We start from the raw sequence: 24328 nt of genomic DNA on the forward strand, positions 1-24328 counted from the left end.
CAGGGGGCAAAAGTCATGGCGGGCCAGAAGGCCGGGAGCCCCAAGATCGGGGCCGTCTAGAAGGTAACGGGGATGCCTCAGAAGCCGCCGGTGAAGACGAAGAAGAAGGAGAGCGGGTAGAGGAACCCGAAGGCGCCGGTGACCAGCCCGATCGTGCTCTTGGTCCGGTTGACCTTGCTGGTCAGGCCGAGGATCCCGAAGGTGATGGCGAGGGCGCCGGCCAGAATGCCGAAGATACCGAAGAAGAACGCGGTGATCAGCGCGATGACCCCGAGACCGAGCGACACCGGCCCGTAGAGCGTCGCCGGGCTGTCGGTGGTTCCAGCTGCCATGTCTCGGGTCCCTTGCTGTGGGGCGTGGCCGTCCTGCGCCGTACGGGGAAGCGGCTCGTACGCTCTCATCCTGGCACTCTCGGCCGCCCCGGCCGCAACCGCCCCTACTCCTGTGTCTTCCCTGAGGTCTCCTTCAGTATCGGAGTGAGAATGGCCTGCAACTCCTTCTCGGTCAATGGCGCCTGGACGGCCCCGGCGATCTTGCCTTCCCGGTCGACGAACAGGGTGAAGGGGAGGAGCTGCGTGTTCACCATGCCGCGCGGCAGCTTCAGGAACTGCCTGCCGTCCGGGTCGTGCAGGCTCGGGTAGGAGAGGGCGAACTCCCGCTGGAAGGCCCGCGCGTTCTGTCGCTCGACGTCGGTGCTGATCCCTAGTACCTGCACGCCTTGGTCCTTGAACTTCTGATACGTGCGCTCCAGAGCGGGCGACTCGGCCCGGCACGGACCGCACCAGGTGGCCCAGGCGTTCACGACGACGACCTTGCCACGGTAGTCGGAGAGACGGACCGGATCCTCGTCGACCGTACTGCCGGAGAATTGGGGGGCGTCCGCGCGCTCGGCCACCGGAACGCTTTTGAACGGCTGGGACCGGCCCGACGGCGCCGTGTCCGTATCGAGTACCAGTGGTTCGCTCGTCGAGCAGCCGGACAGCGCGACCGCGATCGCGCACATGGCCGCCAGCCGGACCGTCTTCGTCGTGGCCATCGGGTACTACAACTCCCTCAGTGGGTGCTTTGCGTGGGACTCGGGGGTGCCATGACATCGGAGGGGGAAAGACACTCGTTGCGTTGCTTGAGGGATCTCACGGCGGGGGAGAGGCCGACGAGGACGGAGTCGGGGGCCGCCTTGCCGACGGTGAGCTGCACCTCGACGGACGGTTCACGACCGTAGGTGACCAGCACTTCCCGTCCGTCGTCGTCCGTGCTCGTACGCCATGCCCAGTCCACCCCGTTGACCTGGGCACACGCGTCGGCGGTGGCCTTGAGCCGGGGGAAGCCACAGCGCGCGACGACGGCTCCGTCACCCCAGACCGCCGCGCCCTTCGTAGTGGTGTCCGACCGGTCCAGCCCGGCCAGCCGGTTGGGGTACCGCTCGCCGACCCGGGTACAGGCGGGATCGTCGGCCAGTGGGGCGGGGGCGAAGCTGAAGGTGGGTTCTCTCAGCATGTGCACGGTGACCACGGCGGCGGTGGTGAGGGCGAGGGCGCCGATGGTCAGACCGGCGATTCGGGTGCGGCGGGACATGGCGGGATCGTACGGGGTGGGTGTGAGTGTCCCTTGAGGCAGTGCCCAAAGAGTCAATACCGCCGCCACCGGCCAGGACTCTACGGTCCTGATCACCAAGTACGTGATCTGGAGAAAGCGGTGGCTTCATGAAGAACGCGGTGAAGGGGCTTGTGCTCGCCGGTGCGGCGGGCGCTCTGCTGGCGGGCGGCGCGCTGCCGGCGTCGGCGGCGGGCGCCGGGGCGCAGGACAAGGTCCCGAAGGGCTACGGCAATGTGCGCCTGGAGAAGGTGTTCGGCACGTACGGCATGTGCCTGTCGATGGACAACTCCAAGGCCAACAAGGCGGACCTGAAGCTGCGCAAGTGCGCGAAGAAGGCGACCACGCAGCGGTGGGACCTGGTGTGGATCAATGACAACAAGCCCAACCAGGCGCGCATATTCGTGATCAAGAACAAGCACTCGAAGAAGTGCCTGTACGTGCGGTCCGCCAAGACGAAGACTCAAGTGGAGCAGACGAGCTGCAACACCAAGTCCAAGGCGCAGCAGTGGACGTTCGCCGGCAGTACGATCAAGAACGTGTCCGCGAAGAAGGTGCTCACGGCCGCCAGCAGCAGCTCTGGTCAGAAGATCACGATCACCCCGGTCGACGGGTCGAACAAAGGGCGAGTGAAGCAGGAGTGGGGCCTTTCCTGACCTGTCTCCGTCTCTGCCCCGGCGCGAACACAGCGTCATTGGTGTCGCCAGAAGGCTGCTCAGTCCTCGAATCGGGTCGGCGCGCCCGATGCCGCCGGGGCCGGCGACAGCACCCCCGGATCATCAAGGCAAGGGCAAAGAGTCATACCGGCCCCGATGGCCACGAACCCGAACCGGGCTCTACGACTAAGGCAATGGGCGACAGTGCCCCGTCGACGCCTCATCGGTGTTCCGTCGGTCTCGGCCCAGGGCTCCGGACGGCACAGCAACTGCGGTCGTTCTGGACCGGGCTGGGCGGCAGGAGCCGTTCACCACGCAGGCCGGGTTGGACTGTGCGAACCGGAGAACGGTCTTGGTGCTGCGCTTCTTTGCGAAAGTGTGGCCGTTGAAGTACATCTCATGGTTCGGGGCTGCTTGTGCTTGCCCGAGAGGTAGAAGTCGCCCTTGAGGGATAGGCAGGCGTGGTAGACGGCCAAGACGGCCGGCCTTGCAGAAAGGGATCGCCGCGTCGACGGCGCACCGCATATGACGGGTCTTGCCGGTGGTGCGGGAGGGCGGGGATCGGCGGAGAAGGGCCCGACGGATGGTGGGCCCTTCGTCCCACCTCTTGCCTCTTGTTCCTCATCTCGTGGTCATACGCGCATCTACCCCGTAAGTCGCTCGCGTCGCACATGAGTTGCGTGTGCTCGGCTGGTCATTGACCGGTTGTGATTCTCAAGAGTGAACGAACAATCCCTTGCGGCGCATGCCGATGGGCAAGCATGTCCGGGGTATCGCCCCGTGGCCACCGCGGCTGGCGGCCTGCCGGATGCTGACCTCGGTCGACGGTCAGACGGCGGACACCCGACGAGACGGGACAGTCGGCGCGGCGGAGTCGCACGTGCACTGGGGGTCGGCGCACAGCAACTCGTGGGCGAGGGCGGAGAGCACCGCGGCCTGCAGCCGTGTCTGCTGCTCCAGCTTCTCCACTATGCGTGCGACATGCGCCTTCACCGTCCTCTCGGCGATACCGAGCTCCCTGGCCAACTGCCGATTGCCCAGGCCCGTTCCCAGCAGAAGCAGGACTTCCTTCTCCCGGTCCGTCAGCGTCTTGAGCCTGCTGATGTTCCGGACCGGATCGGCCCCCGTGCGCCGGTAGGCGCAAGCGGTGTCTCCTACGTCAGACCTTTTGGTCATGGGTCGGCCCTTCCCGATGCCGCTTTCCCGACAGAGCCCCGTGCCCCGAGTGCGGCGGCGATCTACCCTCAACTTAACGTCTGCTACTGACATTGGCACGCCGCAAACGACGCGGGCGCGTCGCGAGGGCCTCCCTCTCAGGTCAATTCCCCAATGGCAGTTACCGCCAACTTGGCTGGTTTCTTGGCACGTTGTGCCGCGACCACAGCCCCTCGTGCCGTGGTTATCAGGTCAGCGGCGTGCTCCTGGTCGGCGCATAGTGCTGTATAAGTGCGAATTCGGCATCGGGTGGAGGGGTGCGCCCGGACTCCAGCCGTGAGCACTTCGACTCGTGCCAGTCGGCGCGCCTGGCCAGTTCGCGCGCCGTGAGGCCGGCGTTCTTGCGGATCTCACGCAGACGCCGGCCCAGGGCCTGTCGTGCTTCCTGAACACTCGAAGAGGTCGCCGAGGATTGTGGTTCAGGCGAGCCGGTAGTCCGCATGCGGCACCGCCAGCGCACACGGTCTCGAACGCATCCGCACACAGCATGATGACCGCCGGATCATCGCTGAACTCCTCGTCGTGAGGGGCGAGTTCTCCGTCACCGGCGAAATGGTGGAAGACCACGGAACCGTCGTCGAACAGCCAGAAGTCGTTGCCGGGCAGGGCCAAGGCGGACGTGCGTCGGCGCGGCCGCCATCGAACCTGCTCGCTGGCCCGCATGTTCGGACCGGTCAGATGGTGCTCGAACTCGATGTAGTCGCTGACCGGTACGGAGATGATCCGCGCCCGAGGCCACGCCGGTGACGGAGACGGGGTCGCGGGACTCACCGGCGATCCGGGCGGGGTAGTGGTCCGCGATCCGGGTGCACTCCAGGTCCCCGGCGCGCGCGGCCGGCCGTACGTCGAGGGCGGGGGAGGAGACCTTCCGGGCCACGAGCACTCCGGCGACCACCGCCGCGCCCAGACCCGTCCCGATCGCGGCCCACCCACGCCTCGATGGGCGTCTCATCCGTCAACTCTCCTGGTGCGTCGACCTCATGGCGAACACGGTCCCGCTGTCGGGTCCCTCCCGCTCAGGCCGGCATGTTCGCATTCATCCCGGAGGCGGTCGGGGCCGACCCCCTCGGGGGCGCCGCGCCGCAACGGCTCAACCCTGTTCGGCCGACGGCCGCACGGACCGCCCCGTGCCCGGCTTGACGCCCCACACGTACACCGCGTCGTCCTCGTGCATGACGTTCCAGAGCCGTTCGGCGTCCGCGTAGCGCAGGTTCACGCAGCCGTGGGAGCCGCCTCTGTAGAGGTCGTCGAGGACGCCGTGGAAGGCCTGCCCGTTGTCGAAGAACTGGGCGAACGGCATGGGGGCGTCGTCGTACAGGTCGGAGTGGTGGTCGCGGTCCTTCCAGTAGACCGTGTGCCAGCCGGTGCGGGTCTCCAGGCCGTCCCTGCCGGTGCGCACGGGCACCGGCGCGTAGATCACCCGCTCCCCCCGCTGCACCCACATCAGCTGACGGTCGAGGTCCACACACGTCACCTGGTACGACCGCACGGGGCACTTGCCGGCCGCGTTGGGGTCGGGACGGGCCTGCACGACCAGCATCGTGCGGTAGGTGGCGATGCCCGCGTAGCCGTCGGCCGGCCTCACCCCCGTGCGCTGCTGGAACGCGCGGATCGCCACACAGTCGGCGGTGGACTGCCGGCCGTCCTGGGGAAGCCGGAGATGGCGTTCCAGGTCCCACTGGTAGGGGCCGGTGCGCGTGGCGCACTCCGGCGCGGGCGCCGACGCGGCGGCGGGGACCCACGTCCAGCCCAGCAGCGCGGTCGACACCGCCGCGACCACGCCTGTCCGGGTCTTCTGCGCCTTCCCCGTCTTCCGTGTCCTTCGTCTCGTCAACGCGGCCTCCGGTACTCACTGACTCGCTCGGTCGCCGAACCCCCTCCCAGAGATACGGCATCCGGCCCGCCCCGGAGACGTCGTGCTGGGCCGAACGGGCACCCGCCCGCCGACCCGCACACCACGGCGCCCCGGGTCCTCGAACGGGACCCGGGGCGCCGGAGTCAGGAAGGTGTCAGCACTTCTTGCCCTTGCACGCCTCTCCCCGCGCGTTGCGCAGCTTCACGAGCAGCCCGTTCCCGGCCGAGGCGTTCTTCGGGGTGAGGACGTACGGCCCCGTGACCGGCTGCTTCGGCTTGCGGTAGCCCTCGGGGACGTCGGTCTCGACCAGGTGGTACGTGCCGGGCAGGAGCGAGCCGAACGAGCAGCGGCCGGTGCGTGAGCTGGCGCAGTCGTTGACGAACCGGTCCTTGCGCATGCCGTGCCGCTGCAGGCCGCGGACGCCGTTGGTGTCCTGCCACAGCTCGAACACCGCCCCGGCCAACGGCCTGCCGGACTTTTTGTCCAGCTTCAGGAGCGTCAGCCGCACCGACTGGGTGAGGCCGGCGTCGACCGTGTGGTTCACATGGCCGGGGTCGCCGACGCGGACCGTGGTCCGGCCGTGCGCGTCGACGTCGGAGTCGATCGCGCGGTTCGAACCGGCGCCCTTGACCGTCCACTTGAGGGCGGCGTGGCTCGGGCGGCCCGGCAGGACGGTGGTGTCGACGCCGCGGTGGTCGAAGGAGACCCGGTAGGTGGTGTTGGGCCGCAGGCCCTGCCCGCTGCCGATGTAGTACTCGCCGTTCGCGTCCGTGCGGGCCGTGAGGTCGGGGCCGGGCGACTGCGGGTCGAGCGTCACCTTCACGCCCTTGACCGGCGGCTCGGAGGGGTCCTGGACGCCGTTGCCGTTGCCGTCGTACCAGACCCGGTTGCCGATCTGGACGGGCGCCCGGTCGCAGACCATCTCCAGGTCGGCGAGGCCGTTGCCCTTGCCGAAGAGGAGGGCGCGCCGCTGCGCGTCCGCGCTCCAGGTCCGCTGGATCGTGAGGTTGCCCTCGGTGCGGCCCTTGTCGGTGCTCCAGCGGCGGACGCCCTGCTCCCAGGGGTAGTCGTCGAACGGGTCGTAGACCGTGCTCCACAGCCTGTTCCGGAACGGCTGCAGTGCCGTGCCGCCCTGGGTGACCTGGTCCTCGTGGGCGTCCGCGAGCGCGGTCGAGTCGGCGTAGAACTCGCCGTGGCCGGGGCCCTCGTCGTTGTTGGGCCGCGCTCCGTAGAGCGCGTCGCACCGGGCGTTGTTCTCCAGCGTGTACGTCGTACGGGAGGCGCACACGCGCAGCACGTCACCGGCGGCGATGGCCCTGACCAGGCCCTTCTTGTGCGCGTTGAAGGGGTACGTCGCCGTCCCCTGCATGTCGGCGAAGCGGTCGCGGAAGCCCAGCACCAGGTCACCGTTGTCGGCGATCTCGATGTTGGACAGGATCGGCTGCGGCGCGGAGACGAAGGAGAGGTGTCCGGGGACGGGGACGCGCTGGTTCCACGCCTCCCACATGGCGCTCAGCGGCCTGCCGACGGTTGCGGGCTTGGCGCAGCGGGCGATGCTCGCGGGCAGTCCGGTGAACCGGTAGGCGCAGCCGCGCGGGTAGTTCATGGCCGTGTGGAAGAGATGGCTGAACTTGCCCTGGCGGAACTCGTAGACGTGCGCGGTGACTTCGGACGGGTCGCCCCACGGGGCGGTCCTGCTCACCGTGTTCTCCGCCCCGCACACCCCGCCGACGAGCACCCGCCCGCCGCGCACCCCGATGCCGTACGGGTGCCAGTGACCGGCACAGTCCGCGGGCTTGGGGATGACGTGCGAGCGGTAGGTGCCCGGGTAGACCCGGTCGCCGCTGCCGCGGATCGGCACGGAGTACAGCCGGGAGTCGTTGAGGCTGACGGCGTAGAGGGTCCTGCCGTCACCGGAGACGTCGACGTCGCCGATGCCCTCCCGGCCGACCCTGCCGTAGACCGGGTCGTCCCGGAGCCAGTCGTCGGACTCGTCGTGCTCGGTGAGCAGGCCCGGCAGGGTGACGAAGGTGCTCACCCCGGAGTCCCTGTTGCGGCGGTAGATCGTGTTGGTCGCGCCCGCCGGCCCGTAGGCCGCGTGCCGCTTGACCAGCGTGCCCATGTAGGTGTTGCCGGTACGGTCGTTGCCGATGCCGAACACGGCGCCCTGCTGCGTGTTGTTGGTCAGCCGCTCGACCGTGCCGCCGGGGTGGGTGTCGGAGAAGTTCCCCGCGAACCGCACCAGACCCTGATGGGTGTCGGGGGCGTCGCCCTTGGTCAGGTTGCAGGTCACCAGGTCGGGGTTCTCCTGGCAGTAGACCCCGGGCTCCCAGAAACCGGTCGTGTACGTGATGCTCCGGTTGCGGGTGACGTCCACGAAGCCGACACTGCTGCGGATGACGTTCGGGCCGTCGCCGAGTCCCGCGATCGCCGGCTGCAGGGTGCGGGGGTCGGGGTTGTGGACCTGGACGCGGTATCTGCCGCCGAGCAGCGGGGACTTCGACGGCTGGAACCAGGCGACGCCATACGCGTTGGTGGTCAGGGCCACCACCGTCCCCCGGTCGTCGGTCAGCGTGACCCGCACGCCCTCGCGGCCCTTCTCCAAGGGGCGGTCGTACAGCCCGTCGCCGTCCACCTCGTTGACGACACGTACGGTCACGCTGCCGTCGCCGGGTGCCCTGCCGTCCACCGTGGCCCTGACGCCGGGGCCGGCGCCGACCGCCTCGCCGGCCGGCCCGAGCACCAGCGCCGCCGAGACGGCCAGGACCAGACCCACGCCCCCCGGAGTTCTTCGCTTCACGCCACGTCCCTCTTCTCCTGATGTCCTGCCGAGGCGACGGAACCCGGTGCCCGAAGCCGACCCCTGCATTCATATGAAGTGCCAAGCGCGACTAATCAGGCCGAACGGGGCACGGGAGGGATGGGAGGGGGCGGGGTAATGCCGGGAATGCGGAGATTCGGGGGAGACGGCGGGTATGGGGAGAGGGTCGGAGGCAAGGCGAGTTCACCCGGCCGGCCGAGCGAAGGCGTCCCCGCATGGCGTACGGCGACGATGGGCGGTAGGCCCATACCGCGGGGAACGGCGGTGGGCGGCCCGTACCCGCGGGGAAACGGCGGTGGGCGGCCCTACCCGCGGGGAACGGCGGGGTCAGGCCGGCGGATCATCCGACGGGGCCGTCGGGCGGGTCCGCCAGGGACTGTTCCGCCCAGATCACCTTGCCCTCGGGCAGGAAGCGGGTGCCCCAGCGCTGGGTGAACTGGGAGATGAGGAAGAGGCCCCGGCCGCCCTCGTCGCTGGTGCGCGGGTGACGCAGGTGGGGCGCGGTGGCGCCGCCGTCGAACACCTCGCAGATCAGGGTGCGTTCGAGGACGAGCCGGAGCCGGATGGGCCCGGCCGCGTGCCGGATCGCGTTGGTGACCAGCTCGCTGACGACCAGTTCGGTGGTGAACGCCAGCTCGTCCAGCCCCCACGCGCCGAGCTGCCGGGTGGTCGACTTGCGGGCCTCCGCCACCAGCGCCGGGTCGGCCGGCAGCTCCCAGGAGGCGACCCGGTGGGCGGGCAGCCGCCGGGTGCGGGCGAGGAGGAGGGCGACGTCGTCGGTGGGGCGCGCCGGGGCGAGGGCGTCGAGGACGCGCTGGGCGTGCCGTTCGAGGGAGGGCTCGGGCCGGGCCAGCGCGCGGCACAGCGCCTCGCGGGAGGCCTCGGCGAGCAGTCCGTCGGTGTGCAGGGCGATGACGGTGCCCTCGGGGAGTTCCAGCTCCAGCGCCTCGAAGGGCTGCTGGTCGACGCCGAGCGCGGGCCCCTCGGGCAGCTTCGGGAAGGTGACGGTGCCGTCCGGGGCGACCAGGGCCGGGGCCGACGGTCCGGCGGCGGCCATCGCGCACCTGCCCGACACCGGGTCGTGGACGACGTACAGACAGCGGGCCCCGACCGTCTGGCCGCTGCCCCCGCCCGGCTCGGCACCCTCCTGCCGTGCCGACTTGGCGACCATGTCGTCGAGGTGGGCGAGCACCTCGTCCGGCGGCAGGTCCAGGTCGGCGAGGGTGCGTACGGCCGTACGCAGGCGGCCCATGGCCGCGGCGCCGTCGATGCCGTGGCCCGCGACCTCGCCGATGACGAGGGCGACACGGGCACCCGACAGCGGGATGACGTCGTACCAGTCGCCGCCGAGGCCGGTCAGTTCGTCGGCGGGCCGGTAGCGGGCGGCGACCTCGGCCGCGTCCTGCTCGGGCAGCCGGCGCGGCAGCAGGCTGCGCTGCAGGACGAGGGCGGCGTCGCGTTCGCGCGTGTACCGGCGGGCGTTGTCGACGCAGACGGCGGCCCGGCCGACCAACTCCTCGGCGAGGCCCAGATCGACGGCGTCGAAGGGGTCCTGCCGGTCGCGCCGGAAGAACGTGGTGATGCCGAGCGTGATGCCGCGCGCCCGCACCGGCACGATCATCACGCTGTGCAGCCCCAGCGCGTCCGCGGGCACCGTCCGGCCGCCCGGGACCGCCCTGGCCCACTCGGCCGACAGCGGGTCGAGCCTCGGCTCCGTCCACGACCGGCCCTCGACCAGCGCCCGCACCGGCGGCGAGCCGGCCGCGTACGAGGCGACCGCGCCGATCTCCAGGACGGCCTCGGGCACCCCGGCGCGCACGGACTGCTGGGCGACCCGCCGCAGCAGGACGGAGTCGTCGCCGAGGGGGCCCGGTTCGGCTCCCCGCAGCACCGAGTCCAGCAGGTCCACGGTCACGAAGTCGGCGAGCGTCGGCACGACCACGTCCGCCAGCTCCTGCGCGGTACGGCCCACGTCGAGGGTCCGGCCGATCTGGTCGCCGGCCCGGTCGAGCAGGGCCAGCCGGATGCGGGCGCGGTGCTGCTCCGACACGTCGACCACCGTGTAGTACACGCCGATCGGCCGCCCGTGGTCGTCCTCCAGCCGGGTGAACGACATGGCGTGCGCGGTCTCGCGGTGCGGTGACGACCGCAACCGGCCCACGTGCTCGTAGTCGAGCACCGGGACGCCCGTCTCCAGCACCAGCCGCATCTGCGTCTCGATGCGCTCGGCGTCGAGGCCCGGCTGCACCTCGGCGAGCCGCAGCCCGACCCGTTCGTGCGCCCGGCCGCCGCCGAACCGCTCCAGGGCCGCGTTCGACCACACGAACCGCAGCTCCGTGTCCACGATCGCTATGCCGACGGGCGACCACGCGGTCATCCGCTCCAGCACGGTCCGGCTCATGTCCCAGCCGGGGGCCTGCGTGGCATCGGAGACGAGAGCGACCCAGTGGGCGGCCTTGAGAGGGGCGGGGGAAGGGGAGGGCTGGGGTGCGGAGAGGGCCGGGGACGGGGGGAAGGGCAGACGGGCGGACGGGGACGGGAGGCCGGGGGCGGGCGTGTTCTGCCGGACCGCCGGCTTGCCGGAGCCCTGGGCGGCGGACCAGGTGCCGTGCCCCCGGACGGCCGGGCGCCCGGCTTCGGGCGCGGGCGGATGCGGGGTCGCCTGCGGGGTTGCCTGCGGCGCCGGTGACGCGGGCCGGGGCGATACGGACTGGGACGACGCGGCCCATGGCGACATGGCCCGGGGCGGGGCGGGCTTGGGCGGGAGCGTGCCCTGCCGGGACGGCGTCCCGGCGTTCGCGGAGGCCGGCAGGGTGCCCGTCTCCCGGGCGGGCGCGTGCCCGATCCCGGGCGGGGTCGGCGGTACGGGCCGGGGCGGCGCCGCAGGCGGCGTGGCGGAGTGGGCCATGTCGGGATAGCCGGGGCGCGGGGCGGGCCAGGCGGAGGGGGGCGGCGGCGAGGGGGCGACGGGGGTGGAAGCGGGGGCGCCGGGTGGGGCGGCTGAACCACCGGCCGGCCCGGCGGGAGCGGCGGGTCCGGTTGCCCGGGTCGAGCCGGCCTGACCGGTCGCAGGGGTCGAGCCCGTCGTTTCGGTGGAACCGGTGGAAGCGTGGGGACCGGCGGCGGGGGCCGCACTGGGCCGGGCGGCTGAACCGGGCCGCCCAGGGGAGCCGGTCGGGCCGGCCGCGGGAACCGCACCAGGCAGGGCGGCTGAACCGGCCCCACCGATGGAACCGGCGGAACCGACCGAGCCCACAGAAGAATCCGAGCCGCCCGCCGGAGCGAAACCACTCACCGGAGCCGTCGGGCTGTTCACCGCGTCGAGGTCGCCCACCGGACCCGAACCACCCACCGGACCCGAGCCTCCCGCCGGACCCGAACCACCCACCGCCCCCAACCCACCCACCGACGCTGAGCCACCCGTGTGACCCGTCGGGTGATCCGCCGTGTGACCCGTCGGGTGATCCGGCGAGGTCGCCTCGCGGGTGGGGACGACCCGGACCATCACCTTGATGCGGTGGCCGTCGCGGTGGCGGGCGGTGAGGATGCCGGACCAGCCGCCGAGGGCGCGATGTGTTTCGGCCAGGCGCCCGATGCGTTCACCGTCCTCGTCGAGCAGGAGCGTGCGGACGCTGCGGCCGAGGATCTCGGCCGCCGGATACCCGAAGAGCCGCTCCGCGTCCCGGGTCCAGCTCGTCACGAACCCGTCCGCGTCGATCAGCAACGGCGCGGCATCGGCCACGTCGAAGCGCTGACGGGAAACGGCACTGTCCCTGTCGGTCCCCACGGCGACCCTCTCTGTCGCTGAGACGCCCTCCGGCCCCATTATTCACCTTGTGTGATCGCAGGTGGGCCAACTTGTGACGGCGCAAATCACACGGTCGCACGCCGTGGCGCACGGACCGGCACGTGTCCAGCGCCCACCAGGCAGTCGACCGCCGTCGCGCGAGCCCTACGGGACCGGGCGGGATCGGGCGGGATCGGGCGTGATCGGGACGAAGCCGCCCGCCCGAACACCCCCCAAGCCGCACACACGGACCCCCGTCCCCCTCATCAGCCATGCAGCCGTACGCCGGTAATGCGCCCCTGTGCGCCCCCCAAGCTCCGGCGTGTCCAAACGACCGCCCCCTCCGCGGGAGGGGTGCGGAGGGGGCGGTCGATGGCCGATTGAGGCCGGTCGGGAGGCGAGGGCGGGACCGGGACCTGGGCCGGGACCGGGCCGAGGCGTCAGCAGTCGCGGAACTCCGGCGACTGGTTGAGGATCTGCGACCGCAGCGAGGTGAAGCGGACATACGTCGCACCGCCGCGCGCCTCCGCCGGGAAGACCGCCACCCGGTGGCAGTTCTGGAAGGCGAGCGCCACCCCGAAATGCCGCTCCAGGCTCCCCCGGATCGCGTCGCCGGACAGCGCCCGCAGCAGCTGCCCACGCTCGCGCTCCGACGGCGGCGGGTTCTGGTTGTCGGCGAACTCGGCGCTGCCCGCGCGCAGTTCACCGACGAGGGAGGCGATCAGCTCGTACGCGTACGGCAGCGACGTACGGACCGTCTCCATGAACTCCTCCTCCCGCACCTCACCCTTCTCGGCATCGGCGAGCAGCTGCGGGGAGACCATCCGGACCGTGGCGGAACCCGGGGTCCACCTGCGCGGCCAGGTCGTGCCCGGTGGCGGCGTTGGCCCAGGCGGCGGCGTTGCGGAGATGGAACTCGACGGCGTGGCGCTGGAAGGTGGCCCAGTCCTTGGTGCGGGCGTCGACGGCGGCCTTCAGCTGTGTCAGCGTGTGCAGGTTGTGCGCCTCCAACTCGCCCTGCGGACGCCCCTGTTCCTGCGCGCGGACGTACGACGACTGCACGCAGTACGCCAGCAGGTCGTCGCCGACCTGCTCCTTGAGGAAGAGCAGGTCGTCCTCGCCGGTGACCTTGTTGCCGACGACGGCGATCGGGATGCCGAACTCGGCGGCGTGCTCCCGGTACTGCCGGTAGACGGACACGCTCTTCCGGGTCGGCTCGGCGACCAGGAAGGTCATGTCGAACCGGGTGAAGAGGCCGGAGGCGAAGGCGTCCGCGCCTGCGGTCATGTCGACGACGACGTACTCGCCGGGCCCGTCCACCAGATGGTTGAGGTACAGCTCCACCGCGCCGAGCTTGGAGTGGTAGCAGGCCACGCCGAGGTCGTTCTCGTCGAAGGCGCCGGTGACCATGAGCGGCACCCCGTTCACGCGCTCGACATGCCGGCTGTGGATCTCGTCGTCCCCGAGCAGCCGCAGCAGCCGCGAACCCCGGCCCGGCGGGGTCGTCTTCACCATGGCCTCGCGCGAGACGATCCGCGGATTCGTGCCGCGCAGATGATCCTTGATCTCGCCGGTGCGCGAACTCAGCGCCGGAGCGCCGAAGTCGTCCTCCTCGTCGAGGCCGAGCGCGTGCGCGAGATGCTGGTTGATGTCACCGTCGATCGCCACGAGCGGCGCGCCCGAGCGGGCGAGATGGCGGGCGAAGAGCGCGGAGAGCGTCGTCTTGCCGCTGCCGCCCTTGCCTACGAAGGCCACGCGCATGGACCGTCACCCCGCTCGCCCTCGGCGGCACCTTCGACGCCGATAATGAAAATGGATGTCATGAACGTAGAGTCGGGAGCGGTGGCCGGGATTGTCAAATCCGCCCTATATGAACTCACCGGTATGACCGGTGAGTTGGTGAACCCTTTGCGGTTCGGCGACCCGGCCTCCGGGCTCTCGCGAGGCCCTTCGTGAGGCCCTTCGTGAGGCCCTCGTGCGGCAACTCGGAGGCACTGATTCCCTTTGTGTCCCAAATGTGCGGTGCGCAGGGTTCACGTGGGCCCGAGGGTGGCCGACCCAGGCAACCGGACGGACGTTTCACGAGGTTGACAGCCCCTACCCGTTGGTAAACGATGTGCAGACTCTGTGGTTCAAGTGACTCCTGGGCCCAGTGTTTTCTACGACCACTCACACCCTGGCGCGGCCGGACCGGCGTGACTTCGTGCTGCCGTCCTGTCGACATGCCTCGGGTGGGGTCCCGTACGTTCCGAGTTCGAGAATGGGATCTGCATGTCCATAGTGAGACGTGTCATCGTGACCCGCATGGTGGGAACGGGCATCGCCGCTCTCGCGCTGAGCGCGGCCGTGTCCGCTCCGGCCTTCGCCCAGGACACGCCCGGCGGCGAGGGCTGGGGCAAGAAGAGCTACGCCCCCGGCCAGGGCGCGGGCACGCCCACCGAGACCGACCGCTGCGAGTTCTCGCTGGACGGCGTGAAGTTCGCCGACTGGGTCAAGCTCGACGAGCAGAACCTCAAGCCCACCGAGGACGGCAAGGTCCACATCAAGGTCCGCGCCGCCTCCGACGCCACGACCTGCACGGTCTCCCTCGCGTCCTACCTCGCCCACGGCCCGACCTTCGCCACCTCCGGCGAGCAGGTCCTCGTCGACTTCGACACGGTGACGGTCGCCCAGGGCGCGACGGACTCCCTGGACATCGCGGTCCCCGACGCGGGCTGCTACGGCCAGGTCGACCTCTACCGGGGCAAGGTGAAGTTCGACGGCAAGCTCGACGCGAAGGACGGCTTCGAGCACGGCGACGTCCCCAAGGGCCCGGACCGCCCGGTCATCAAGGACAAGCTGATCGCGGCCTGGAACGGCGGCACGAAGGACTGCACGACGGAGCAGCCGCCTGCCGAGGAGAACCCCCCGGCGGAGGAGCAGCCCCCGGGCGGCGACCAGCCGCCCGCCGAGGAGCAGCCGCCGGCGGACGAGAAGCCCCCGGCGGACACGACCCCGCCGGCCGACGACAAGCCCCCGGCCGACGCGCCCCCGAAGGCCGAGTCCCCCTCGCCCTCTCCCTCCGACTCCACCCCCGGCGCCGCCACCCCCAACGGCGGTGAGCCCGGCGACCTCGCCGAGACGGGCGGCGGCAACGCCATCCCGATCGCCATGGGCGCGGCGGGCCTCGTCGCCGCGGGCGGCGTGATCTTCGTGATGACGCGACGCAAGAGCACGAACCGCACGGCGTCGTGACGCGAAGCGTGAACGTCTGATCGCCTGAACGTCTGTTGGTCTGAACGTCTGACGGTCTGAACGTCTGGTGGTCTGAACGTCCGCACGGATGTGGCGCCCGACCCTTTCTCCGAGGGCCGGGCGCCACCTCCGTTCGTGCCCTCGGCTCAGCGGCCGGCTGTCGTGGCCGCGCCGCGAAAGCGGGTCAGGAGTGTCCGCGCCTGTGCGGCGTCGGCGTCGAAGAACTGCGTGGCCGGGGCGGGCGGTACAGCGGGCCCCTGCAGCCGGATCTCGTCGCAGGTGAAGCAGAACGCCGCCTCGAACAACGGCAGGTCGAGGACATCGTCGTACGCCCGCACACCCCACCCGGGGGAGAACCCGCAGCGGTGCTGCGTGCTGCCGGGCAGGCTTTCGACCAGGGCCAGGACCTCGGCGACCTCGTCCCCGGCCCAGTGGGCGACCACCTCACCGGGGTACGGGGCGCCCCGCCTTTCCGGGAGCCCGGAGATCCGGACGACTTCGATCAGCGCGGTGGCCGCGACGGCCGGTGCGGGAAGCTGCATGGCCGCAGTCTGCCCGTGGTCGGGCCGGCTGTGGGTTTCGGCTACGCCGCGAGCAACTGTCCCGTGGACGTGACGGTGAACGCTCGCCCCCGTACGGCGAAGTCCGACGTACCGCCGTCGTCCGCCCAGGCGAGGAAGACGGACTCCGCTCCGTCGCCGAAGGCGGCCGCGGCGCAGAGCTGGAAACGGTCACCGGCTGTCGCCGTGCTGACCTGCACCTTGTCGCTGAGGGAGAGCGCGGTGTCGGAGCACATCTTCGCCATCACGGTGGGCACGGTGTCGAAGGTCGCCGCGCTCTTCTCCACCCAGGCGAGAAGGAAGCGTCCGCCCGGCAGTGCGGTGAGGGCAGGGCTGGAGCGGTTGAAGTCCCGGGGCTGCCCCGCGGTCACGCTGGTGACCTCGACGCCCCCGCCGCTCGGGTCGTAGACGCTGGCCTCCACGGTGGTCTGCGGGACACCGATGTCGCTGGGGCCGATACCGTCGACGTGCGCGACGACGAACCGTCCGTTGTCGAGCAGCGTGATCGCGTTGTCGCCCTTGAATCCCGAGGCGTTGGGCTGGACCTCGCCGCCCTGCGGCACCCCTTCGAAGTCGAAGACCCGGAAGGTGAGCCGGCCTCCGCCGATCGAGGAGGGGTCGGTGGTCCAGGCGATGGCGTAGTTCCCGTCCGCCAGTACCGTCACGGCCGGGTTCACATGGAACCCCTCGGTGGTGTTGACCGTGAACTCCGGCCCGGCCTTGATGCCTTCGGAGGTGAAACGCTGGGCCCGGATCCGCTGGTCCGCGCGGGAACCCGCCCATGTGACGAGGCAGCCGCCGTCGATCATGTTCGTGACGGACGGCCGGGTCGCCGGGTCGATGTCGGAGCCGTTGACCTGGACCTCGGGCCCCGACGGCTGCCCGCCGACGAACCGCCGCAGCTTCAGCTGCGGGCCGGGCGGAGGGTTGAACGCCTCTTCCCGCCACACGGCGAACGACGAGAACCCCGCGGACTCGACCGTCGGCCACTGCCGGTTGGTGTTCCCGCCGGGCGCCGCCGCCGGACTGCTGACCTGGAACTCCGCGCCGAGCTTGGTCCCCGTCACGCCCAGGTTCTGCCCCTTGATGCCGGCATTGCTCTCGTCCGCCCACATGGCCACGTACTGCGCACCGAAGACCGAGTCGACGGACGGTTGGAACTGAGCACCGCTGGTGGTCGTACTGACCGTGATCTCACCCATGCCGGACTCCGTTTCGTCTCTTCAGATGCGGGTGGTCTTGCTGCGAGAGGGATCCGGCACGGCGCTACGAAAAGCGTGACACGTCCCCGAGGCCCCTGCATCCGCACCGCCGCCACGCACGCGCTCATCACCTCGCACACGACCCGGCGCCGTCAGCGGAGCCGCCACCGCAGCCGCTGCCCAGCGTGGCCACGCGGGAAGCTACCGCCCAGGCCGAGCCCTCGCAGAGCCCGGCATTGAGCAATCCCCCCGTCGCCGCACGTACCCCCTGCCGAGTGCACTCGGTACGGGACGCGAACGGAGATCAGGACATGGTGAGGAAGCTGTCGCGTGGGGTCGCGTTGGCTGCGAGCCTGGCTGTCCTGCCCCTGACGGCGGCGTGCAGCGGTGACGAGGGGAAGGGCGAGGCCGGCTCTGTTGCCGCGGTGGTCGCGCCGGCCAAGGTCGAGGTGATCGCCGAGCTCACCGGGTGCGAGGTGAAGATCCGGACCGAGGCGGAGGAGCTGCGCGAGGGCGTGTGTCAGACCGGTGTGGGGGACTACCTCATCACCACCTTCCCCAAGGACGAGCTGAAGGAAGTCTGGCTGGAGTCGGCCTCCATGTACGGGGGCAAGTACCTGGTCGGTCCGCAGTGGGCCATCTCCGCCAAGCCCAAGGTGCTCAAGAAGCTGAAGGCAAAGGTGGGCGGCACGATCCGGGACCTGAGTCAGCCGAGCGCCTCGTAGTCGCCGAGGGTGTACGCCTCCTCGTCGTCGATCGCGTCCTCCTCCCAGTCGATGGAGATGCTGGTCGGACGGCCGTCCTTCGCGTACTCGACGTCCACGGCGTCGGCGCCTTCGTCCCGTGCCGCCTCCACCTGCTTCGACAACCCCGCGATGGTGGGCACTTCGGTCAGTTTCCGGTCCACCACCCGTCGGCCGCTCTCGTCGATCCCGACGGCCTTCACGACCTTCCCGTCCCGGACCGTCACCTCGAACGTCCCGATCAGCGCCCGCTCACCCTCGCTCGACCTCAGGGTGTAGCGGTACGCGGAGGGCTCCTCCCAAGAAGAGGGCGACGACCCCTTCGCTGTCGTCGACTCCTCCCCGCACGCGGAGAGCGCCCATAGCAACGTTGCGGCCGTCGCGGCGGCGGCCGCGGCGCGGTGACGGACTCGTACGGTGGCGGGCGTCGGCATGGTGGTGGCCTCCTTTGTGGGACGGGCACCACTGAGACGCGGGGTGGGTCGGTAACGTTCGGCGGGGCCGCCGCCGACACGCGTGGCGGCGGCGGCGCGGCCGGAAGGTTCATTCCGGGGGCGTGCAACGGGCAGGATGGCTGCATGACGAAGCTGTCCGTACCTTCAGGCCGTCGCACTTCCTCCAATTCGGTGCTGTCGTTGTGGTCGCAGGACTCCGTGTTGTCGATCGGGTCGGTCGGATCGGTGCTCTCCGTGGGATCCGTCGGCTCGGCTCTGTCGGTCGGCTCGATCGGGAGTGCCTTGTCGGTCGGCTCGATCGGTTCCTCCCTCTCGCTGATCTCGACCGGGTCGTGGCTGAGTACCGGGTCGTTGTTCTCCGCGCAGTCACGGTGGTCGGTGCTGTCGTGGCGTTCCCACGGTGGTTTCCTGGCCGTGGGAGCGGTAGGGGCGGCTGCCGGAGGAGCGCTGTTGTTGGTTCGGCTGCTGCACAAGGCAGAGACCGCCACCGCATGACAACGTTCGGCGGACCCCCGCTCACGCCCTGCACCAGGCGCCGGGCAGCGCGGGTGACATGGCCGGGCTCGCACTCGGCCGGGTCCTCCGCGCGGCTCGGGGCCGTACGCCGCCCGGAGGCCGGTGCTCGGCCACCGGCTGCCGGTCGGCGCCCACGAGATCGACCTCGACGTCGTCGCTGATACAACGCAAGAACCCCACCTCGCCGAAGCGAAACGGGGTTCTTGTCACTGGAGCGCCGGGCAGGCCTTGCACCTGCATTTCCCCGCAGGAAGCGGGGCGTCTTTCCTTGGACCACCAACGCATTGAGTACTACCGGGAGTTCGTGTTCCGGTGAGCGGCTCGTGATCAACTATAGCTGATCGCCGGGGGTGTTGCATCCCCGGAGGTCGCGCGGTCAGAGTAAGTGCGCCTGGGGGGCGTACTCGACGACGAGGTGCTTGGCGTTGTGGTCGCCGTAGGCCTTGCGGAGGATCGGTTCGGCCTTGCCGGGGTCGTCCACGCCGATCTGGACGCGGCCGGTGCCGTCGAGGCCGACTTCGCGCAGGTCGAAGGTGCCGTCCCAGCGGGTCATGTCCTCGCTGACGCGGTCGAGGAGGGCGTTGAGGTCCCGCTCGTTGATGTCGCGGTCGTGGAGGCGGACGGTCACGCCCTTCTCGGCGGCGTCGCAGACGGCGGTGTCGAAGGGCTGGGAGGGGATGCGGTAGATGTCCAGGGAGACTTCGTCCTCGGCGAGGACCAGGCCGGTGTAGTGGGCGGCGTAGCGGCCCGTGACCAGCTTGTCCACGTGGTCCAGGGTTCGGTACAGGGGGGTGTCGTCCTCCGGGACTCCGTCACCGGAGTGACCGGTGCTGCCGCCCTTCGGCTGGGCGCCGTGGCAGGTTGTCGAAGGGCTCGACACGGCTTCCACGGTCTGCGCGTCGGCCGTCGAGCCCTGGAGTCCGCCGAGAGCCAGGACGGCGACCGCCACGGCCACGGTCGTGCCGGGCCTGGTGGGTGTTCGCTTGGTCATGTGTCCCTCCGGTCCTTCGTGCCGGGTGCGGTCGCCCGGGAGGGCGGGACCGCGATCGGTACTGAGACGCCGGAGAGGGGCGCGGGGTTCGGCTCGTGGCCCGGAGATTTTCGCGCCTCCGCCGCCCTCACCCGCCCTGTCCCGCCCCGTCCCGCCCCGGTCCATGACCCCGCCCGCGTTCGGGGCACGCGTCCAGCCGGGGGTCAGGCGCCAGTACCCGTAGGGGTTGTGGAAGAAGTGGTCCTCCTCGAAGCGTTCGCACTCCAGGCGGTTCGTGATCCAGCGGTGGGCGTCCGGGGCGATGCGGAAGCCTTCGCCGTCCTGGACTCCGTGGATCACCGGCTTTCGTTCCTGACCGCGGTGGCCCCGTTGGCCGGCAGGGCGGCGGTGGCGGCTTCTGCGGCACCAACACCCCTGGGGGCCGGGCCCGTTCGCGCGGCTCCCCGCGCCCCGCGCCCCCGGGAGAACGGGGGCGCGGGGAACGGTCGGTCACATCGAGCGGGGCCGTCGTCTCAGTAGCCGACCCGGAACGTCGCGTCCGCCTTCTCCGTCGCCGTCGAGATCGGGTCGATGCGGAGCACGTAGTTGCTGTGCCGGATGTAGCGGGTCGGGTTGTTGTACGAGCGGAAGGACGACCAGGTCGAGTCCGCGAGGCCGGCGACGCGGGTGAACGTGGCGTCGGCGGCGAAGGTCGACGTGCCGTCGTTCACGTCGAGGCGCAGGCTGTAGCTGTAGTGGCGGAGATAGCGGGTGGGGTGGCTGACCGACTGGAAGGAGACCCCGGAGGAGTCCGCCAGGCCCGGGACCAGCTTCCACTGGGAGTCCGTGAACGGGTCGAAGGGGTACTCGTCGATGCGGCCCACGTAGTTGCTGTGGCGGACGTAGCGCGAGGGGAAGTTGTACGACTTGAGGCGGTTCCAGGCCGGCGCGCCCCACTTGGTCAGCAGGTTGGCGTACTCGGTCGAGGTGATCGGGTGGATGCCGCAGTGCTTGGAGTTGAGCGGCTGGGTGTAGAGCTTCTGGTCGAGGGCGGTCCAGATGCCGGCGGCCAGGTCGCTGGACTGCCAGGCGTAGAAAACGCCGTTGGGGGTGTACGTGTCGCCCCACAGGTACCAGGAGTTGGACGTCAGGGACTTCACGACCGTGGGGGCCTCGGTGCCGCCGTGGGACACGGCGGTGCTGAACGGGGTGAAGCTGCCGGGGTTCAGGGTCGTCGAGCGGGCGCCCACCAGGGTCTGGTTCACCTTGTGGTAGAGGTAGTTGACGCCGTTGACACCGACCGTGAGGTTGCCGTCGATGATGTCGTAGCCGGGGTCGAAGAAGACCTGGGGGTTGGACGTCGTGACGAAGTCGGTGGTGTAGCTGACCATGATGACGTTGTGGCCGCTGCTGTTCACCGAGGAGTAGAGGATGCCGTACCGGCCGCGTGAGGCGTCCCAGTAGGCCTCCGGGGCCCAGCTGTGGGTGCCGGTCATGTCGTGCAGCTTCACGCGCCGGTAGCCGGTGAAGGTCCGTAGGTCGGTCGAGTCCCAGACGTGGATGTAGGTGCTGTTGTAGTTCCAGTCGGTGCCCTTGAGGTCCGTCGCCAGGACGACGAACGTACCGTCCTGCTTGCGCATCAGGAACGGGTCGCGCAGCCCGCCCGCGCCCTGGGTCGGGGTGACCAGGGGGGCGTTCTGGTTCAGTGGGGTCCAGTTGAGTCCGTCCTGGCTGACGGCCAGGTGGAGGCCGTAGTCGGCCTCCAGCATCGTGTTCGACTCGGTGAAGTAGACCATCGCGTAGGCCGAGTCCGCGGCGTGGGCGGTGCCGGCGCCGAGGGTGAGCACACCGGTCGCGGCCAGCGGCACGGTGGCCGCCGTGCCGAGGAACATGCGGCGGGAGAGGCCGTGCCCGCTGGTCGTGCCGCTCATGCCTGGCTCCACTTCTGGTTGTTCTGGCCGTTGCAGGACCACAGGACGAGCTTCGTGCCGTTGGTGGTCGCCGCGTTGTAGGCGTCCAGGCAGAGGCCGGAGTTGACGTTGACGATCGTGCCGTCGGCGTTCACGTTCCACTGCTGGTTGGTACCGCCGTGGCAGTCCCAGATGACGACACGGGTGCCGTTGGAGGTGCCGCGGTCCCAGGCGTCCAGGCACTTGTTGCCGTACACGACGAGTTCCTTGCGGGAGGTGTACTGCCAGACCTGGTTCCGGCCGCCGGAGCAGTCCCACAGCTGGGCGTCGGTGCCGTTGGTGATCGTGTTGTCGTCGATGTCCGCGCAGCGGCCGGAGCCCGTGCCGGTGATCAGGGTGCCGTTGGTGCCGGGCAGCGGCCGTACGACGATGCCTTCGAGGGCCGGGGCGCCGGAGAACGTGATCGTGTTGGCGCTGCCCTTGGTGAGCGACATGGCGACGGAGATGTTGCCGGGGGAGGAGCCGGTCGGCGGGAAGGAGACCTTCGTGGAGGTCTGGCCGTTGACGGTGAGGGTGCCGACGCGGGCCGAGGAGGTGTTGTTGGTGTACGAGACGTCGACCGTCTTCAGCCCGGTGTTCCCGGCGGCCACGCCGGTGAAGCTCGACGTGCCGGTGTACGCGCTCGACGCCTGCTCGGTGCCGCCCTTGACGGTGAGCATCACGGAGGTGCCCGCGGGGACGCTGGTGGTGTAACTCGTGCCGGGCGTACCGACGTCGCTGCGGCTCCACAGGTCACGCACGGTCGCGGCGGCGTTCGTCAGGCCCAGGTCGGACCAGCGGACGGTCATGTTCTGCGTGGTGGAGGTGCGGTTGAGCAGGACGACCGCGCGGTTGCCGCTGCCGGAGAGGACCTTGCCGTACACCTGGAGGCCGGTGGTGTCCTCGGCGACCTTGACGCCCTGCTGGCCGCGGGGGTCCTGGTCGACGGCGATGACCTCGGGGTTCTTGAGGATGTTCGCCGTCTGGGTGGTCATGGTGGAGAGGTCGTTGCCCGCGAGCAGCGGGGCGCCGGAGACCGCCCACAGGTTCATGTGGGTGCGGTCCTGGGCGGCGCTGAGGCCCATGCCGATCATCAGCATGTCGGGGTCGTTGTAGTAGCCGGTGTGCTGGGCCGTGGGGTGCACGTTCCGGTCGTAGTTGGTCAGCATGCCCGCGTACGTCAGGCCCTGGCCGTGGTAGAAGATGTCCGTGTTCGTCCGCCACATGGGGCCCATGCCGGGCGCCCAGTTCCAGGGGTTGGAGTAGCCCCAGTTGCACAGGGAGAGGGCGAGGGGGCGGCCGGTGGTGGCGGTCGCGGTGGCCACGGCGTCGCTGATGGCCTGGTAGGTGGTCTTCGGGTCGAGGCCCTCGGCGTCACCGCCGCACCAGTCGACCTTCACGAAGTCGAAGCCCCACTTCGAGAACTGCGTCATGTCCTGGACGTAGTGGCCCTCGCTGCCACTGCCGGGCGCGGCCGGGCGGCCGGTGGGGAAGTAGTAGCCGCAGCCGTCCTTGCCGGCGTCGGTGTAGATGCCCGCCTTCAGGCCCTTGCTGTGGATGTAGTCGGCGATGGCCTTCATGCCGCCGGGCCACTCGGCCTCGTCGATGGTGATGTTGCCCGCGCTGTCGCGGGTGCCCTGCCACCAGCCCTCGTCGATGTTGATGTACTCGTAGCCGGCCTCGGGCAGCCCTGCCGCGACGAACGCGTCGACCTGCTGCTTGATGACGTTGTAGTCGACCTTCGCGGCGAAGGCGTTCCAGGAGGCCCAGCCCATCGGGGCCTTCGGCACCGGTATTTGCCGGTCCGTCACCGCCACGGGAGCGGCGTCGGTCAGCGTCCGGGGGCCGGGGGCCGCGGTCGGCGGCTGGGCGAAGAGCAGGGCGGCCGTGGCGGCGGTCGCCAGGGTGACGGCGCGGATCACCGTCGTCTTGCAAAGCCGGTGGAGACCACGGGAGTTGGCACGTGGAGGGGAGGTCATGCGGCTCCTTCGATGGATACCCGGAGATCGATATCTCGAACGGGGATCGGCACGCCGAACATGCTGGCTGGCCGAAAGTAGAGCCGGGAGTGAAGGAAGTCAACGGGTGGGACAGAGGTGGTTTTTGAACCGGTCACAAAGTGGCGACGCCGAGCCTGGGCAGTGGCGACGCCGCGGAGCCGGGAAGGGGCTCGGCGGCACCTTCCGGCGCGCTCACCGAGGACGTACGGCGGCAAGTGGCGGAGACGGCTGCCCCGTCGACCGCTCACGTCCCCAGGCGGCCAGCGGCTGGAGCGCCTCGTTGAGGCGCGTACCGGCTTCGGTCAGCGAGTACTCGACGCGGGGCGGCACCTCGTCGTAGGAGACGCGGTGTACGACGCCGTCCGCCTCCATCTCGCGCAGATGAGAGGCCAGCACCTTCTCGCTGACACCGGGGAGCAGCCGCCGCAGCTCACCGAAGCGGCGGCAGGGGTGCTCGTGGAGCGCCCAGAGAATCAGAACCTTCCACTTGGCGACCCTCGCCCCCTCGGCGGCGAGCGCCGCGGCACGGGCCGGGGTCCACGAGACCGCCGACCGGCTGCGGAGCGGTCAATACACCGGAGGAGTCGTCTCCAACCTGGCCATGCAGGTGGCCGGCACGCCGACCTTCCTGGACACCGCCGAGCAGCAGGGCGTCAGCCCGGAACTGCTCAGCCCCTACTTCGCGTTGCTGCGCCGCCGCCTGGCCGAGGGCGGCGGCGAGGAGGACCTGACGGGGGTGATCGACCTGTTGGCGCTCTGACCGGCGGAATCG

The 24328-nt window shown here is 70.4% G+C and carries 21 protein-coding genes and 3 pseudogenes; 5 read left to right on the forward strand and 19 right to left on the reverse strand.

Annotated features, from left to right (window positions below; all coding sequences use genetic code 11):
* Positions 1–77: 77 nt before the first annotated feature.
* From STRBO_RS0100715 to STRBO_RS0100725, 3 genes are all read right to left on the reverse strand, one after another.
* The gene (locus STRBO_RS0100715; protein WP_005483206.1) at positions 78–332 is read right to left on the reverse strand and encodes a hypothetical protein; all 255 of its coding nucleotides are present in this window, start codon (positions 330–332) and stop codon (positions 78–80) included.
* A gap of 104 nt (positions 333–436) precedes the next feature.
* A complete protein-coding gene (locus STRBO_RS0100720) occupies positions 437–1036 on the reverse strand; it encodes a TlpA family protein disulfide reductase (protein ID WP_020113611.1) in 600 nt (199 codons plus the stop codon).
* Positions 1037–1053: 17 nt separating this feature from the next.
* Positions 1054–1575: a DUF3515 family protein gene (locus STRBO_RS0100725; protein WP_005483211.1), complete on the reverse strand. Its 522-nt coding sequence runs from the start codon at positions 1573–1575 to the stop codon at positions 1054–1056.
* Between the two features lie 128 nt (positions 1576–1703).
* Here STRBO_RS0100725 and STRBO_RS0100730 point away from each other — a divergent pair, with 128 nt between their 5' ends.
* A complete protein-coding gene (locus tag STRBO_RS0100730) occupies positions 1704–2249 on the forward strand; it encodes an RICIN domain-containing protein (protein WP_005483213.1) in 546 nt (181 codons plus the stop codon).
* An 828-nt stretch (positions 2250–3077) separates the two neighbouring features.
* Here STRBO_RS0100730 and STRBO_RS0100735 read toward each other — a convergent pair.
* The 8 genes and pseudogenes from STRBO_RS0100735 to STRBO_RS0100770 form a co-directional block, all read right to left on the reverse strand.
* Positions 3078–3425 (reverse strand): helix-turn-helix domain-containing protein, encoded by a 348-nt coding sequence (locus STRBO_RS0100735; protein ID WP_005483215.1) that lies wholly within the window; start codon positions 3423–3425, stop codon positions 3078–3080.
* A gap of 226 nt (positions 3426–3651) precedes the next feature.
* Positions 3652–3906 (reverse strand): helix-turn-helix domain-containing protein, encoded by a 255-nt coding sequence (locus STRBO_RS41135; RefSeq protein ID WP_005483217.1) that lies wholly within the window; start codon positions 3904–3906, stop codon positions 3652–3654.
* Positions 3907–3971: 65 nt separating this feature from the next.
* Positions 3972–4397 (reverse strand): annotated as a pseudogene (locus STRBO_RS45590) (DUF6879 family protein); the annotation flags it as partial.
* Between the two features lie 157 nt (positions 4398–4554).
* Positions 4555–5298 carry a L,D-transpeptidase gene (locus STRBO_RS0100740; RefSeq protein ID WP_161375688.1) on the reverse strand — a complete coding sequence of 248 codons (744 nt, stop codon included), beginning with the start codon at positions 5296–5298 and terminating at the stop codon, positions 4555–4557.
* Between the two features lie 175 nt (positions 5299–5473).
* Positions 5474–8119: an SdrD B-like domain-containing protein gene (locus tag STRBO_RS0100745; RefSeq protein WP_037626878.1), complete on the reverse strand. Its 2646-nt coding sequence runs from the start codon at positions 8117–8119 to the stop codon at positions 5474–5476.
* A 361-nt stretch (positions 8120–8480) separates the two neighbouring features.
* Complete coding sequence (locus STRBO_RS44070) at positions 8481–11927, reverse strand: SpoIIE family protein phosphatase (RefSeq protein ID WP_005483226.1); 3447 nt, start codon at positions 11925–11927, stop codon at positions 8481–8483.
* Positions 11928–12367: 440 nt separating this feature from the next.
* Positions 12368–12751 carry an SCO5389 family protein gene (locus tag STRBO_RS0100765; protein WP_005483227.1) on the reverse strand — a complete coding sequence of 128 codons (384 nt, stop codon included), beginning with the start codon at positions 12749–12751 and terminating at the stop codon, positions 12368–12370.
* Positions 12711–13688: an ATP-binding protein gene (locus STRBO_RS0100770; RefSeq protein ID WP_005483228.1), complete on the reverse strand. Its 978-nt coding sequence runs from the start codon at positions 13686–13688 to the stop codon at positions 12711–12713. Before STRBO_RS0100770 ends, STRBO_RS0100765 begins: the two co-directional genes overlap by 41 nt.
* Before the next feature lie 510 nt (positions 13689–14198).
* Here STRBO_RS0100770 and STRBO_RS0100775 point away from each other — a divergent pair.
* On the forward strand, positions 14199–15161 hold the full coding sequence (locus tag STRBO_RS0100775; protein WP_005483230.1) for an LAETG motif-containing sortase-dependent surface protein: 963 nt from the start codon (positions 14199–14201) through the stop codon (positions 15159–15161).
* A gap of 146 nt (positions 15162–15307) precedes the next feature.
* On the opposite strand, the gene STRBO_RS0100780 is transcribed toward STRBO_RS0100775, so the two are convergent.
* Together STRBO_RS0100780 and STRBO_RS0100785 are read right to left on the reverse strand one after the other, a co-directional pair.
* Positions 15308–15703 (reverse strand): hypothetical protein, encoded by a 396-nt coding sequence (locus STRBO_RS0100780; RefSeq protein ID WP_005483231.1) that lies wholly within the window; start codon positions 15701–15703, stop codon positions 15308–15310.
* A gap of 41 nt (positions 15704–15744) precedes the next feature.
* The gene (locus STRBO_RS0100785; RefSeq protein ID WP_005483232.1) at positions 15745–16923 is read right to left on the reverse strand and encodes a hypothetical protein; all 1179 of its coding nucleotides are present in this window, start codon (positions 16921–16923) and stop codon (positions 15745–15747) included.
* Between the two features lie 311 nt (positions 16924–17234).
* Here STRBO_RS0100785 and STRBO_RS0100790 point away from each other — a divergent pair, with 311 nt between their 5' ends.
* Complete coding sequence (locus tag STRBO_RS0100790; RefSeq protein WP_020113616.1) at positions 17235–17648, forward strand: hypothetical protein; 414 nt, start codon at positions 17235–17237, stop codon at positions 17646–17648.
* On the opposite strand, the gene STRBO_RS0100795 is transcribed toward STRBO_RS0100790, so the two are convergent.
* Positions 17630–18100, reverse strand: a complete 471-nt coding sequence (locus STRBO_RS0100795) for a DUF6174 domain-containing protein (RefSeq protein WP_005483234.1) — start codon at positions 18098–18100, stop codon at positions 17630–17632. The genes STRBO_RS0100790 and STRBO_RS0100795 overlap by 19 nt on opposite strands.
* Before the next feature lie 144 nt (positions 18101–18244).
* Between STRBO_RS0100795 and STRBO_RS0100800 the strand changes: the two genes are divergently transcribed.
* Positions 18245–18616 carry a hypothetical protein gene (locus STRBO_RS0100800; protein ID WP_028796400.1) on the forward strand — a complete coding sequence of 124 codons (372 nt, stop codon included), beginning with the start codon at positions 18245–18247 and terminating at the stop codon, positions 18614–18616.
* A gap of 21 nt (positions 18617–18637) precedes the next feature.
* Here the strand turns inward: STRBO_RS0100800 and STRBO_RS43335 are convergent, their stop codons facing one another.
* The 5 genes and pseudogenes from STRBO_RS43335 to STRBO_RS39780 form a co-directional block, all read right to left on the reverse strand.
* A complete protein-coding gene (locus STRBO_RS43335; protein ID WP_158690980.1) occupies positions 18638–18808 on the reverse strand; it encodes a hypothetical protein in 171 nt (56 codons plus the stop codon).
* A 205-nt stretch (positions 18809–19013) separates the two neighbouring features.
* On the reverse strand, positions 19014–19967 hold the full coding sequence (locus STRBO_RS0100805; protein WP_005483236.1) for a hypothetical protein: 954 nt from the start codon (positions 19965–19967) through the stop codon (positions 19014–19016).
* Positions 19968–20140: 173 nt separating this feature from the next.
* Positions 20141–21538 carry a glycoside hydrolase family 43 protein gene (locus tag STRBO_RS0100810; protein WP_005483238.1) on the reverse strand — a complete coding sequence of 466 codons (1398 nt, stop codon included), beginning with the start codon at positions 21536–21538 and terminating at the stop codon, positions 20141–20143.
* Entirely contained in the window at positions 21535–23535 is a 2001-nt protein-coding gene (locus STRBO_RS0100815) for a ricin-type beta-trefoil lectin domain protein (RefSeq protein WP_020113618.1), read from the reverse strand. The genes STRBO_RS0100810 and STRBO_RS0100815 overlap by 4 nt, the downstream gene beginning before the upstream one ends.
* A 213-nt stretch (positions 23536–23748) precedes the next feature.
* Positions 23749–24045 (reverse strand): annotated as a pseudogene (locus STRBO_RS39780) (winged helix-turn-helix transcriptional regulator); the annotation flags it as partial.
* Between the two features lie 10 nt (positions 24046–24055).
* On the opposite strand from STRBO_RS39780, the pseudogene STRBO_RS0100825 reads away from it, so the two are divergent.
* Positions 24056–24316 (forward strand): annotated as a pseudogene (locus STRBO_RS0100825) (imine reductase family protein); the annotation flags it as partial.
* Between the last annotated feature and the right edge of the window lie 12 nt (positions 24317–24328).

This window comes from Streptomyces bottropensis ATCC 25435, assembly GCF_000383595.1.
Lineage (GTDB): Bacteria > Actinomycetota > Actinomycetes > Streptomycetales > Streptomycetaceae > Streptomyces > Streptomyces bottropensis.

Bases quoted from the DNA above. Each gene is read 5' to 3' on its own strand.
- STRBO_RS0100730 (WP_005483213.1), top strand. From the start codon at position 1,704: ATGAAGAACGCGGTGAAGGGGCTTGTGCTCGCCGGTGCGGCGGGCGCT.
- STRBO_RS0100720 (WP_020113611.1), bottom strand. From the start codon at position 1,036: ATGGCCACGACGAAGACGGTCCGGCTGGCGGCCATGTGCGCGATCGCG.
- STRBO_RS41135 (WP_005483217.1), bottom strand. From the start codon at position 3,906: ATGCGGACTACCGGCTCGCCTGAACCACAATCCTCGGCGACCTCTTCG.
- STRBO_RS0100785 (WP_005483232.1), bottom strand. From the start codon at position 16,923: ATGGGTGAGATCACGGTCAGTACGACCACCAGCGGTGCTCAGTTCCAA.
- STRBO_RS0100780 (WP_005483231.1), bottom strand. From the start codon at position 15,703: ATGCAGCTTCCCGCACCGGCCGTCGCGGCCACCGCGCTGATCGAAGTC.
- STRBO_RS0100810 (WP_005483238.1), bottom strand. From the start codon at position 21,538: ATGAGCGGCACGACCAGCGGGCACGGCCTCTCCCGCCGCATGTTCCTC.
- STRBO_RS0100715 (WP_005483206.1), bottom strand. From the start codon at position 332: ATGGCAGCTGGAACCACCGACAGCCCGGCGACGCTCTACGGGCCGGTG.
- STRBO_RS0100795 (WP_005483234.1), bottom strand. From the start codon at position 18,100: ATGCCGACGCCCGCCACCGTACGAGTCCGTCACCGCGCCGCGGCCGCC.
- STRBO_RS0100770 (WP_005483228.1), bottom strand. From the start codon at position 13,688: ATGCGCGTGGCCTTCGTAGGCAAGGGCGGCAGCGGCAAGACGACGCTC.
- STRBO_RS0100725 (WP_005483211.1), bottom strand. From the start codon at position 1,575: ATGTCCCGCCGCACCCGAATCGCCGGTCTGACCATCGGCGCCCTCGCC.
- STRBO_RS0100775 (WP_005483230.1), top strand. From the start codon at position 14,199: ATGTCCATAGTGAGACGTGTCATCGTGACCCGCATGGTGGGAACGGGC.
- STRBO_RS0100790 (WP_020113616.1), top strand. From the start codon at position 17,235: ATGGTGAGGAAGCTGTCGCGTGGGGTCGCGTTGGCTGCGAGCCTGGCT.
- STRBO_RS0100735 (WP_005483215.1), bottom strand. From the start codon at position 3,425: ATGACCAAAAGGTCTGACGTAGGAGACACCGCTTGCGCCTACCGGCGC.
- STRBO_RS0100765 (WP_005483227.1), bottom strand. From the start codon at position 12,751: ATGGTCTCCCCGCAGCTGCTCGCCGATGCCGAGAAGGGTGAGGTGCGG.
- STRBO_RS0100800 (WP_028796400.1), top strand. From the start codon at position 18,245: ATGACGAAGCTGTCCGTACCTTCAGGCCGTCGCACTTCCTCCAATTCG.
- STRBO_RS0100815 (WP_020113618.1), bottom strand. From the start codon at position 23,535: ATGACCTCCCCTCCACGTGCCAACTCCCGTGGTCTCCACCGGCTTTGC.